Origin of the sequence: Maritalea mobilis (assembly GCF_019800885.1) — a bacterium.
GTDB lineage: Bacteria > Pseudomonadota > Alphaproteobacteria > Rhodobacterales > Rhodobacteraceae > Roseibacterium > Roseibacterium beibuensis.
Genome location: NZ_JAHVKE010000002.1, coordinates 340,620 through 352,365, shown reverse-complemented (window position 1 = coordinate 352,365; position 11,746 = coordinate 340,620). Strand labels below are relative to the sequence as shown.

Below are 11,746 nucleotides of genomic sequence, written 5' to 3'. Positions count from 1 at the left end.
AGGACGTATCAGCCCAGTCCCGCGGACCCGTATTTCAGGATAACGGGCACGATCAGGTCTTCCTCGTCGTCGAGATGCCGCCCGATCAGCCGCTCCAGATCGGTCAACCCCTCGCGAAGCGCCCCGGCTGGCTTACGCGCATCGGCGCCGCCGATGCCCTGGATCGCGCCGTTCGCCTGTTCGACGAACCGGTTCAGGATCCCGTCGAGCGCGTGGTGATCCGCGTCCAGCAGGTCGAACCCCGTCTCGATCCGCGCATCCTTTTCGCGCAGGATCGGGAAATAGTGGTGATCCTCGATATGGTGATGGCCGTGCAATTGCTGCACGAAGACGCCGCCATAGCGCCCGATGCCCCGTGCGAAATGCTGCGGGTCGCGTTCCCCGGTCAGGAAGCCCTCGGTCTCGGCCTTCATATGCGCCATCAACTGGCGAAACATCATGTGACGCTCCAGCCAGAAACTGACCAGCCCGTGGAAATTCGGGTCAGCCTCCCACGCCTCGCGCGGGTAGTCCTGCAACAAGACCTGAAGGGCGTCGGGCAGGCCGGATCGGGCGTCGAGGGAAAGCGGGGTCATACCGCTGATCTAGCCGCGCCCGCGCGCACCGCAAGGCACAGGCGCTGTGCGAAAACTCACGCGGGCCGTCACTCAGGCCGCGCATCCGCCCCGATATGCGCCGCGCCCCGCGCCTCGGCCAGTTTCATCTGGCGCTGGCGCTCGCGGAACCGGGCGCGGTCGGCGTCGGAATACTCGTCGACGCAGTGGTGGCACTGCACGCCCTCTTCATACTCGGGCCGCGCCGTATCGGCCTCGGCCAGTGGCCGCCGACAGGCCCGGCAGAGCGTGTAGGGCAGTTGCGCCAACCCGTGACCCACCGCCACGCGCTCGTCAAAGACGAAACACCCGCCCCGCCAAAGGCTGTCTTCCTCCGGCACCTCTTCGAGGTATTTCAGGATACCGCCTTTCAGGTGGTAGACCTCCTCGATCCCTTCCTGCTTGAGGAAGGCCGTCGATTTCTCGCAGCGGATGCCGCCGGTGCAGAACATCGCGATGCGCTTGTTGTGAAACCGGTGCTTGTTCTCCGCCCACCACGCCGGGAAATCGCGGAATGTGTCGGTCTCGGGGTCCACCGCGCCCGCGAACGTGCCGATGGCGACCTCGTAATCGTTGCGCGTGTCGATCACGGCGACATCGGGCGCAGAGATCAAATCGTTCCAGTCCGCCGGATCTACATAGGCCCCGACCGAGCCCAGCGGGTCCACGTCGGGCTGGCCCATGGTCACGATCTCGCGCTTCAGCCGCACCTTCATCCGGCCGAACGGCATTTCGGCAGCGGTCGATTCCTTCCACTCCAGATCGGCGCAGCCGGGCAGCGCGCGAATATGCGCCAGCACCGCGTCGATCCCGGCACGGCTGCCTGCGATCGTCCCGTTGATCCCCTCGCGCGCCAGCAAAAGCGTGCCGCGTACGCCATTCGCCTCGCAAACGGCGCTCAACGGCCCGCGCAGCGCGGCAGGGTCAGGGAAGGGGGTGAACTTGTAGAGGGCGGCCACGATCATCATGCCCGCCAGATACGCCGTTGCATGCCCGCGCTCAAGGCGTAGGCTGGCCACACCTGACAGGAGGCCCAAGATGCGCGACGCCACCCACGCCCTGATCGTTATCGACGTGCAAAACGACTTTTGCCCCGGCGGCGCGCTTGCCGTGCCCGAGGGCGACCGGATCGTGCCCGGCATCAACGCCCTGATGGAGGCGTTTCCCGCCGTGATCCTGACGCAGGACTGGCACCCGGCAGGTCACTCCAGTTTCGCCAGCCAGCACCCCGGCAAAGCCCCGATGGAGATGACCGAGATGCCCTATGGCCCGCAGGTGCTGTGGCCCGACCATTGCGTGCAGGGCACGAACGGCGCGGCGTTCCATGCCGATCTGAATACCACCCGCGCCGACCTGATCATCCGCAAGGGCACCAACCCGGCCATCGACAGCTACTCCGCCTTCTTCGAGAACGACCAGACCACGCCCACGGGGCTCGAAGGCTACCTGCGCACCCGAGGGATCGAGCACCTCACCATGGTCGGCCTCGCCACCGATTTCTGCGTCAATTTCTCGGCCGTGGATGCCGCGAAACTCGGCTTCGCCGTCGACGTGCGCATGGAGCTTTGCCGCGCCATTGACCTGAACGGCTCGCTTGCCGCCGCACGGGACGGGATGGCGTCCTTCGGTGTGACCCTCACCTGACGCGATGAGGGTCTGGCCCGCACTCGCCCTTTGCGTCGGGTTGCTCACCGCCCCGATCGCGCAGGCGCAAGACTGTGCCGCCCCGCCCTATGACGCCGACTCGGGCACCGCGCTCGGCGCCCTCCTGTCGCAGGGATTGCCTGTCATTGCACAATACCCGTCGCTTCAGCAGGCCTTGCAGGCCGAGCGGCCCACGATCTGCCTGTCCGACCAGACCGGCACCGCCATGGGGTATTTCGAACCCGCCACCAACCGGGTGATGATCGACGCCGCGTTGAACGCCGATCTTCAACTCGCGATCCTCGTCCACGAAATGCGCCATGTGGAACAGTTCAGGCGCGGGATCTGCCCCCACGACGCGCTCGCCATGCACGAATATGCCCGCGCCACCTTCGCGGTCGAGGCGGACGCCATGACGATCACCCTGATCGTCGCCTGGGCCTTGCGCGAGGGTGGCGATCCCGGCCCATGGACCGCGCTGCAGGACCTGCCGCGCTATGTCGACATGACGCGCGCCTTCGCCGAAAGCATGGAGGCGGATGGCAATCTCTTCTCCGCCGGCGAACTGGCCTTCGCGCTTTGGTACGAGGACGAAAGCCGCCGCCACGATTACTACATCGCCAGTTGCGGCGCCTATCTCGACCGGCTGGACGACACCCATGCCCTGCCGCGCTACGACACCCTGCGCGAGGATTTCTTTGAACAACTCTGCATCCTGCCGGACGGCACGCCGTTTTCTTGCCGCGACCCCGACCTGCCCTAACCGCCCAAGCCGGGCGCGGGTGCCGTGATCTGCAACAGGCCCAGCGCCTCCAACCCGCCGAGGACCGAGTCGACCGCGACAGTGGCCAGGATGATCCCCATGACCCGGCTGATGACGCTGGCGCCGGTCGTCCCGATGACCCGGACGAGGTAAGGCGCGGCCAGCAGGATCAGCAGGGTGATCAGCAGGACCAGCAACAGCAACCCCGCCGTCACCACCTGGTCCGAAACCGGGTTGGTGTGGTTGTCCGTCAGGATCACGATGGCCAGCATCGCCCCGGGCGAGGCGATGGAGGGCATGGCCAGCGGAAAGACCGCCCCGGCCAGGTGATCGCGCTCGGCTTCTTCGATTTCCTTGGTCGATTTCGACTCGCCGAAAATCATCGACATGGCGAACAGGAACAGGACCAGCCCCCCGGCCACCTGGAACGAGCCCAGCCGCAGACCGAGGGATTCCAGCAGGATCTGCCCCCCGACCAGAAACGCCAGCAGCACCAGCGCGGCCACCAACACTGCACGGATCGCAAAGCGCCGATGCAGGTGACGCGGCACCGAAGCCGTGGCAAACAGGAACACGGGCAACGACCCGATCGGGTCGATCACCACGAAAAGCGTGATGAACTCACGCAACAGGGTCGGCCAGTCGAGGCTTGGCATTCGGTCAGCTATCCTTGGTCGGGGCGGCGCCTGCCCCCGTCTAATGGCTCAGACGCGCCCGCGCCACAGATTCACCTTGGTGCCCGAATGATCGATGGGTCCGAACGGGTCCAGCCCCAACTCCGTCGCCTTGGCCAATCCCCCATCGCTGGTGACGATCCCGACGGACCAGCCCGCGAAGCGCTCGGCCAGCACCTGCCCCAGCGCGCCATAGAGACCGAACAGCATTTTCCGGTCCCCGATCCGCCCGCCATAGGGCGGGTTCACCAGAACAATCCCCGGTGCGACGCCCTCGGGCGGCTGCAAATCGCTGATCGCCTGCCGCTCGAACCGACACAAATCGGCCACGCCCGCCCGCTCGGCATTCTCGCGCGCGCCGCGGATCGCCCCGTCATTGCGGTCAAATCCCTGGAACCGAACCGCCCCATCTTTATCCTTCAAATATGCCTGCACGGCCTCGGCCACAGGCACGTCACCGGCCTCTGACAGCGCCTCGCCCCCCACAAGCCCCTGCCAGGCAAAGCTGCGTGACCGCCCCGGCACCAGCCCGACGGCGATCTCGGCGGCCTCCAGCGGGATCGTCCCTGACCCGCACATCGGATCGACCACGGCCTGGCTCCCGTCAAAGCCCATCTCCCACAGGAACGCCGCGGCCATCGTCTCGCGCAGGGGGGCCTTGCCGACGAAGGTCTTGTGCCCGCGCCGGTGCAGCGCCTCGCCGGTCGTGTCCAGGCTGATCGTGCACAGATCATCGTCGATCCGCACCTTCACCACGATCTCGGCGTCTTTCGTCACCGGCACGCCGGCCGCCTCCACCGCGCCGCTCACCCGCTGAACGGCGGCCTTGTTGACGTAGATCTTCGACCGCCGACAGGTCGCCTCGACCCGCACGGGCACGTCAGGCCGCAGCCACGCGCGCCAGTCCACCTTGCGCGCGCGCTTGTCCAACTGCGCCAGGTGCATCGCCCGGAACTCGGCCACGCGCATCAGCACCCGCACGGCACAGCGCATCTGCCGGTTGGCCCGCGCGGCCTCCTCCAGCCCGCCGGCTACCTCGACCCCGCCCGCCACGCGGCGCACGCCGGCAAAGCCCAGCCGCCGCGCATCGGCCTCCAGCGCGCCTTCCAGTCCCGGCACGCCCACCAGGAACAGGCCATTTTCGTTCGATTGGCTCATGAGGTCGCCTTATCCTGCGCCACTGCGTTTTGCGAGGCTTCGCAGAGATTGAGATAACATTGCAATGACGTAAGCTGATGCAGATCACGAAGGCACGCGCATGACCAGACAACATCCCGTCACGTACCTGATGTGGGGCCTGCTTGGCCTCGGGGCCGTCCTGTCCATCCTGAACGGTACCTGGAGCGTCCTGTTCATCGCTCTGGTCACCTTCGGACTGACACTCGTGCCGGTCCTCGGCCAAGGGTGGCTCGGCGTGAACCTGCCATCCGGCTTCGTCGCCGCCGTTGTCTTTTTCATCACCGGTACGCTGTTTCTTGGCGAGGTGGGCGATTTCTACGAACGGTTCTGGTGGTGGGACATCCTGTTGCACTCGGGCTCGGCCGTCGGGTTCGGAATGATCGGAACGCTGATCGTGCTTCTCCTCGTGAAGGGCGACCGCGTCGCGGTGCCACCCGCCATCGCGGCGCTTCTGGCGTTTTCCTTCGCGGTCTCCATCGGGGCGATCTGGGAAATCTTCGAGTTCTCGATGGACCAGATCTTCGGCACGAACATGCAGAAATCGGGGCTGGTGGACACGATGGCGGACCTGATCGTCGATTGTGCAGGGGGCGCCATCGGCGCTGCGGCGGGGTACGGGTTTCTCAAGGGGCGTAACCGCGGCCTGTCGGCCACGATCGCCCGCATGGCCAACGGTCGCTTCGGCCCGCGTCCACCCGAGGGAAAGTGACCCTGTCCGGCCAGATCCTCGCAGGGCTGTCGGTCTTCCTGGTCGCCTGCCTCCTGCACCTGCTGGTACTGTTGCGGCTGTCGCGGGTCGTCGCCGCCACTCCCACCATGCGCCTTGCCCTTGCCGCGCGGCTTTTTCTCGTCATCGCGGGGTCGCACACGCTGCAGGTGGCGCTTTGGGCCTTCCTGATCGTCGCTTTCGACGGGCTGCCCCGGTTCGGCGATGCGCTCTACTTTTCGCTCGTGACCTACACCACGCTTGGCTATGGCGACGTGACCCTGCCTGAGGGGCTGCGCATCTTCGGCGCCATCTCGGCCATGGCCGGCATCCTCACCTTCGGGATGAGCACGGCGCTTCTCGTGTCGCTCTTTGCGCGCGCCCGGCACTGACGGGGCCTTGCATCCAACCCGCGCCCTTTGCTCTAACGTCCCCAACCAGCCGGAGACGCCCCCATGGTCGATATCGCCACCCGTGTCTACAACCACAAATGGAAGATCGACCCCATCGTCCGGTCTCTCATCGACACGGATTTCTACAAACTGCTCATGTGCCAGTCGGTATTCCGCAACCGCCGGCACACGCAGGTCACCTTTTCGCTGATCAACCGCACCACGCGCATTCCGCTGGCCGACCTGATCGACGAGGGCGAGCTGCGCCAGCAACTCGACCATATCCGCACCCTGCGCCTCACGCGGGGCGAGTCCACCTGGATGCGCGGCAACACCTTCTACGGCAAGCGCCAGATGTTCACGCCCGAATTCATGGACTGGTTCGAGAAGCTGCAACTGCCGCCCTACCACCTCGAACGCGTCGGCGACCAGTACGAGCTGACCTTCGAAGGCCTCTGGCCCGAGGTCATGCTGTGGGAAATCCCCGCGCTGGCGGTGCTGATGGAGTTGCGCGGCCGCGCCGTCCTCGCCCATATGGGCAAGTTCGAGCTTCAGGTGCTCTACGCCCGCGCCATGACGAAGCTTTGGGAAAAGGTCGAACGCCTGCGCGCCATCGACGGCCTGCGCATCGCCGATTTCGGCACCCGCCGCCGCCATTCCTTCCTCTGGCAGGACTGGGCCGTGCAGGCCATGTCCGAGGGGTTGGGCGACGCCTTCACCGGCACCTCCAACTGCCTCATCGCGAAAAACCGCGACCTCGAGGCGATCGGCACCAACGCCCACGAACTGCCCATGGTCTATGCCGCGCTGGCCGACAGCGACGCCGAACTCGCCCGCGCCCCCTATGACGTGCTGTCCGACTGGCACGAGGAGCATTCGGGCAACCTGCGCATCATCCTGCCCGACACCTACGGCACGCGCGGCTTCCTCGCCCACGCCCCCGACTGGCTGACGCAATGGACAGGCATCCGCATCGACAGCGGCGACCCCGCCAAGGGGGCCGAGACCGCCATCGCCTGGTGGAAATCCCGGGGCGAGGACCCGCGCGAGAAACTGGTGATCTTCTCCGACGGTCTGGACGTGGACAAGATCGAAGAGCTTCACGCCCAATTCGCCGGCCGCGTACGGGTCAGCTTTGGCTGGGGCACGCTGTTGACCAATGATTTCCGAGGGTTGGTCCCCGACGACGCGCTTGCGCCGTTTTCACTAGTCTGCAAGGCTGTCAGCGCCAATGGCCGCCCGACGGTGAAACTCTCGGACAACCCCGAGAAGGCGATGGGGCCAGAGGATCAGATCGCCCGGTACAAGAGGGTTTTTGGGGTGGGTGAACAGGAACGGGTTGAGGTGGTGGTTTGAATAACCATATCGACCAGCTACCTTCAGAAAGGCATTAATATGAGCTTCGAAGACGCACTTTCTTCTCGTCAAGGTCTTGTAGAATCTGTTTCTTATGAGGGTGCTTATATAGCGCAAGCCATCGCGCTTTTCATTGAAGAACCAGACGTTCTAGCCCTTGCATCTGAGGGCTTTACAGATGGGAGCAATGACAAAAAGATTGATTTCATTTACCATGATGTCGAGGGGCGTCGCCTTATTTTTGCACAAGGTTATTATTCAAAGAGCAAGAAAGACTCAGCGCCCGCAAACAAAGCGTCCGATTTAAACACCGCCGCAGCGTGGATTGTTTCAGGGAACTTGGACCAAGTGCCTGAAAATATAAGGAATACCATTTCTGGATTTCGTCAATCATTGGCGGATGGAGAAATTGAACAAATTGATCTGATATACGTTCACAATCTGCCAGAGTCGGTTAACGTCGCTCTAGAACTTCAAACAGTCGAAGCTCACTTACGCCAAGCACTAGCCAATGAGAATATCACTGTACGGTCCCACGAACTTGGCAAACCAAAGCTAGACCATTTATTTGCTGCGCAAGACTCTCATATTGAAGTAAAGGACGATATCGACTTTCCCTTTGAAGTGGGGATTGAAGAGTCTGGATCAAATTGGCAGGCCGGCGTTGCCACCATTACCGGCGAATGGATAAAATCGCTATATGAAAAATATGGCGACAAGCTTTATAGTGCAAACTATCGTGGCTTCCTTGGCGCCGATGGTCGGCGCAGAGTGAATTCTGGAATCAAAGACACCATCGAACGAAGCCCTACAGATTTTTGGGCTTTTAATAACGGGATAACAATCTTAACACTTTCGTTGAGCGAGAAAAAATCAGGCAAACGAAAACTGAGCGGCATTTCCATAATTAATGGAGCCCAAACCTCTGGCACGATCGGAAGCGTCGCCCTCGCTGGCTCGGAAGTTTCTGATGTAAAAGTTCTTGGAAGAGTAATTCAATCGTCGGATCAAGACACAATTGATAAGATCGTACGATTTAACAATACTCAAAATCAAATTACCACCTGGGATCGCTTTGCGAACGATGCCGACCAAAACAGAATATCAAGCGAATTCGCGCAGATCGGCTTCTCCTACAATAGAAAACGTGGTTTCAACCAGCAAGGCGAACAGATTGGAATTGAGCAAGTATTGCAACCGCTGCTTGGCTTTCACGGGCGCCCCCGTGATGCAGTTCGAGGAAAAGCTCAGCTTTTCCTACAAAAGAATCTATATAACAATGCTTTTGAAAACAAAAAAGCACGACATATTCTACTTGTTTATACTTTGGCTCGCGCAATTGACGCCAAAAGACTTGCACTTAAGAAGAAGTCAAATAGTGGAGAGCTTCTTGATATTGAGAACCGGCAGCTTGAGCTTCTCCGCAATTTGAACTTCAAACCTTTTCTTCTTGCTGTCATTGCGAACAGCTTAGAAGTTATCGTAGGCACCAAGCTAGATACAACAACAGTCGCATTTGACCAGAAGACGGCAAGAGATTCGTCCATTGCAGAATTGGTTGCACGATGGGTGCCTGTTGTAGAATCGATTTTACCACTGCTTATCGGATTGCCCGGCATTGCGGATTTCTACACGAATCTTCGATCGCAAGATGATTATCTTTCCCACATCAAAGGGCAAATGGATGGAATGCTGCTGGCCACCGGCCAACAAGAGCGGCTGAAAGACTTTGCGAGTTTGATTTCACCTAGCTGAAACTAGTCGGTGCTTATTGAGTACGACCGAACCCAAACTACTCCTCCACCTTCCCCCGTAACGCCTTCACCTCGCCGCGCTTCTTTTTCGCCTCCACCCGCTTGCGCTTCTGGTTCAGCGACACGCGCGTCTTGATCCGTTTCTTGGGCTTTTCCGTCGCCCGCCGGATCAGCTCGGCCAGGCGCTCCCGCGCGATCTCGCGGTTGCGGGCCTGGGATCGCTCCTCGGTCACCTGGATCACCACCGCCCCCTCTTTCGTCCAGCGCCGTCCGGCCAGACGCTCCAGCCGCCGTTTCACCGGGTCGGGCAGGTTGGGCGAGCGCGCGGCCTCGAACCGCAGTTCCACCGCGCTCGACACCTTGTTGACGTTCTGGCCGCCCGGCCCGCCCGCGCGGATGAAACTCTCGGTGATCTCCCAATCCTCGATCTGGATCGTGTCGGTGATGGTCAGGGGCATCGGGGCCTCCGGGGCGGTGCGGGCGCGTGTATGTACGGGCTGTGTACAGGGTGTGTACCGGGTGTGACGTGCGGATTCAGCCCCCGCGCGCACCAAAAAGGGCCGCGTCATCCGACACGGCCCTTTCGAGAATCCGGAGGTGGGGTGCGGTTAGGACACGCCCACTTGAGAGGGGTTCTTGCCCCCAAGGGTTGCCTTAAAGGCGCACCTCCCAAGCTGTCCCGACCCACTTCTCCAATGCTTCTCTAGACACTGGATCACCTCCTTTCACTGCGTTGCTGTTAAGCTTAGCCTGCCACAGATTTCGTGGTTGTCAAAACTTTTTACGCAACCTGTGCCATCAAACGGCGCGTAATCAGGCGAAACGGCACCAGCGCGATCAAGGCGAGGGCAAGTTTGACACCCCAATCCGCGATGGCCAGCGACACCCAGAGCGGGGCCTCGGGACCTGCGCCCAGGATCGGCAGGACCTCCCCCGCCCAGGACACGTCATTGGCGGGTTCAAGGAAGGTCAGGCTGGCCGAGAACGCGATGGTAAAAAACAGCGCCGTGTCGACGGACGAGCCGATAACGCTAGAAAAAACAGGCGCTTGCCACCATTTCCCGCCGCGAAGGCGGTTGAAAATGGCGACGTCCAGCAGCTGCGCGGTGAGGAAGGCAAGCCCACTGCCCAGCGCGATGCGCAGCGTCACCAGCGGGCCGAATTCGCCCATGATCTGCGTGCCGATCAGCGAACAGGCAACGCCGGTCAGAAAGCCAACGAAAACAACGCGCCGCGCGGCTTGCACGCCGTAGACGCGGTTCATGATATCGGTGACGAGGAAGGCCAGAGGGTAGGTGAACGCGCCCCAGGTCAGCCATTGGCCGAAGAGGAACTGAACAAGGATATTCGACGCGACGACAATCGCCGCCATGGCAAGAATGCCAGGAAGGTAACGGGAGGTCATGTTGTGATCCGTTTTTACAAGGTGCTCGGAGACTTGGCCCCATCGGGGACAGCGGCCCCCTTACGCCCCTGGAAACGGTCTGGCAAGCCCTAGCCCAGCACCTGCGCGATGGCGCGGGCGACCTGCGGGATGGTCTTTTCGGTCAGGCCCGCCACGTTCATCCGCCCATCCGAGACGAGGTAGATCGCGTGATCCTCGCGCAGTTGCGATACCTGTGCCCCGGTCACCGGCAGGAGAGAGAACATCCCCCGTTGCGCCGCGATGAAGCCGAAACGGTCCGACCCCGTCTCAGCCCTCAGTGCCTCGGCCAGCGCGCGGCGGTTGGCGGTCATGCGGGTGCGCATGGCATCCAGTTCCGCCCGCCATTGGGCGGTCAGCTCGGCATCGGTCAGGATCGTCTCGACCACCCGCGCGCCGTGGTCGGGCGGGAAGGCAAAAGATTGCCGGTTGAGATGCGCCAGCATCGCGGCGGCGACATCGCGCGGCGTGCCGGGGTCGGTCACGGCAAGGATGATACCGACACGCTCGCGGTAGAGGCCGAAATTCTTGGACCCGCTGGCGGCGACCAGCATCTCGGGCACGCGGGCGGCAAGCGACCGAAGGCCTTGCGCGTCTTCCTCCAACCCCTCACCGAAACCTTGGTAGGCGATATCGACGAAGGGGATGGCGCCGGTCGCCTCGAAAACGCCCGCCAGATCGCCCCAGTCCTGTGCGCTCAGGTCAGCGCCCGTGGGGTTATGGCAGCAGCCGTGGAGAAGGACGATGTCGCCCTTCTGCGCCTGGGCCAGATCGGCGAGCATCCCGTCGCGGTCAATCCCGCCCGCGTCGGCATCGTAGTAGCGGTAATCGACCTGGGTCAGCCCGAGATGCCCGATGATCGCGGCATGGTTGGGCCAGCTGGGGCTGGGGACCCAGATGCGCGCCTCGGGCGTCAGGCGCTGCACCATCTCGAGGATCTGGCGCACGGCACCGGTGCCCCCTGGCGTTGCACAGGCGGCAACCCGTTCCGGCGCGACCGCATCGCCAAGGATCAGGCCGCGCATGACGGCATGGAACCCGGCATCGCCAGCGAGCGCGACATAGCCTTTGCTTTCCTGCGCCTGAAGGATCCGCGCCTCGGCGGCTTTCACGGCCGCCATCACGGGCGTGCGCCCATCCTCGGTGCGATAGACGCCGACGCCGAGATCGACCTTTTCGGGCCGGGTGTCGGCCGCGTAGAGACCCATGATCTGGATGATCTTGTCTTGCGGCGGCGGGGTCAGTGTTTCGAACATGAGGGG

The 11,746-nt window shown here is 62.5% G+C and carries 13 protein-coding genes; 6 read left to right on the top strand and 7 right to left on the bottom strand.

The window, feature by feature from the left end:
• Nucleotides 1-8: 8 nt before the first annotated feature.
• Together KUV65_RS10400 and trhO are read right to left on the bottom strand one after the other, a co-directional pair.
• Nucleotides 9-575: a hemerythrin domain-containing protein gene (locus KUV65_RS10400; protein WP_222190286.1), complete on the bottom strand. Its 567-nt coding sequence runs from the start codon at nucleotides 573-575 to the stop codon at nucleotides 9-11.
• 68 nt (nucleotides 576-643) lie between these two features.
• The gene (trhO, locus tag KUV65_RS10395) at nucleotides 644-1,561 is read right to left on the bottom strand and encodes an oxygen-dependent tRNA uridine(34) hydroxylase TrhO (protein ID WP_222190283.1); all 918 of its coding nucleotides are present in this window, start codon (nucleotides 1,559-1,561) and stop codon (nucleotides 644-646) included.
• A gap of 70 nt (nucleotides 1,562-1,631) precedes the next feature.
• On the opposite strand from trhO, the gene pncA reads away from it, so the two are divergent.
• Together pncA and KUV65_RS10385 are read left to right on the top strand one after the other, a co-directional pair.
• Entirely contained in the window at nucleotides 1,632-2,237 is a 606-nt protein-coding gene (pncA, locus tag KUV65_RS10390) for a bifunctional nicotinamidase/pyrazinamidase (RefSeq protein ID WP_222190281.1), read from the top strand.
• 4 nt (nucleotides 2,238-2,241) lie between these two features.
• Nucleotides 2,242-3,000: a DUF6782 family putative metallopeptidase gene (locus tag KUV65_RS10385; RefSeq protein ID WP_222190279.1), complete on the top strand. Its 759-nt coding sequence runs from the start codon at nucleotides 2,242-2,244 to the stop codon at nucleotides 2,998-3,000.
• Here KUV65_RS10385 and KUV65_RS10380 read toward each other — a convergent pair.
• Both KUV65_RS10380 and KUV65_RS10375 read right to left on the bottom strand, forming a co-directional pair.
• Nucleotides 2,997-3,656, bottom strand: coding sequence for a MarC family protein (locus tag KUV65_RS10380; protein ID WP_222190277.1), 660 nt, complete (start codon nucleotides 3,654-3,656; stop codon nucleotides 2,997-2,999). The genes KUV65_RS10385 and KUV65_RS10380 overlap by 4 nt on opposite strands.
• A 48-nt stretch (nucleotides 3,657-3,704) precedes the next feature.
• Nucleotides 3,705-4,832: a THUMP domain-containing class I SAM-dependent RNA methyltransferase gene (locus tag KUV65_RS10375; RefSeq protein WP_222190275.1), complete on the bottom strand. Its 1,128-nt coding sequence runs from the start codon at nucleotides 4,830-4,832 to the stop codon at nucleotides 3,705-3,707.
• Between the two features lie 100 nt (nucleotides 4,833-4,932).
• Between KUV65_RS10375 and KUV65_RS10370 the strand changes: the two genes are divergently transcribed.
• The 4 genes from KUV65_RS10370 to KUV65_RS10355 all read left to right on the top strand — a co-directional run bounded on the left by KUV65_RS10370 (nucleotide 4,933) and on the right by KUV65_RS10355 (nucleotide 9,062).
• Nucleotides 4,933-5,562, top strand: coding sequence for a hypothetical protein (locus tag KUV65_RS10370; RefSeq protein ID WP_222190273.1), 630 nt, complete (start codon nucleotides 4,933-4,935; stop codon nucleotides 5,560-5,562).
• A complete protein-coding gene (locus KUV65_RS10365) occupies nucleotides 5,559-5,951 on the top strand; it encodes a potassium channel family protein (RefSeq protein WP_308124610.1) in 393 nt (130 codons plus the stop codon). The genes KUV65_RS10370 and KUV65_RS10365 overlap by 4 nt, the downstream gene beginning before the upstream one ends.
• Before the next feature lie 63 nt (nucleotides 5,952-6,014).
• Nucleotides 6,015-7,307, top strand: a complete 1,293-nt coding sequence (gene pncB, locus KUV65_RS10360; protein WP_222190271.1) for a nicotinate phosphoribosyltransferase — start codon at nucleotides 6,015-6,017, stop codon at nucleotides 7,305-7,307.
• Between the two features lie 39 nt (nucleotides 7,308-7,346).
• On the top strand, nucleotides 7,347-9,062 hold the full coding sequence (locus KUV65_RS10355; RefSeq protein ID WP_222190269.1) for an AIPR family protein: 1,716 nt from the start codon (nucleotides 7,347-7,349) through the stop codon (nucleotides 9,060-9,062).
• 37 nt (nucleotides 9,063-9,099) lie between these two features.
• Here the strand turns inward: KUV65_RS10355 and arfB are convergent, their stop codons facing one another.
• The 3 genes from arfB to KUV65_RS10340 form a co-directional block, all read right to left on the bottom strand.
• Complete coding sequence (gene arfB / locus KUV65_RS10350; RefSeq protein ID WP_222190267.1) at nucleotides 9,100-9,519, bottom strand: alternative ribosome rescue aminoacyl-tRNA hydrolase ArfB; 420 nt, start codon at nucleotides 9,517-9,519, stop codon at nucleotides 9,100-9,102.
• Nucleotides 9,520-9,842: 323 nt separating this feature from the next.
• Entirely contained in the window at nucleotides 9,843-10,466 is a 624-nt protein-coding gene (locus tag KUV65_RS10345) for a queuosine precursor transporter (protein WP_222190265.1), read from the bottom strand.
• An 89-nt stretch (nucleotides 10,467-10,555) separates the two neighbouring features.
• Nucleotides 10,556-11,740 carry an amino acid aminotransferase gene (locus tag KUV65_RS10340; protein WP_222190263.1) on the bottom strand — a complete coding sequence of 395 codons (1,185 nt, stop codon included), beginning with the start codon at nucleotides 11,738-11,740 and terminating at the stop codon, nucleotides 10,556-10,558.
• Nucleotides 11,741-11,746 lie beyond the last annotated feature (6 nt).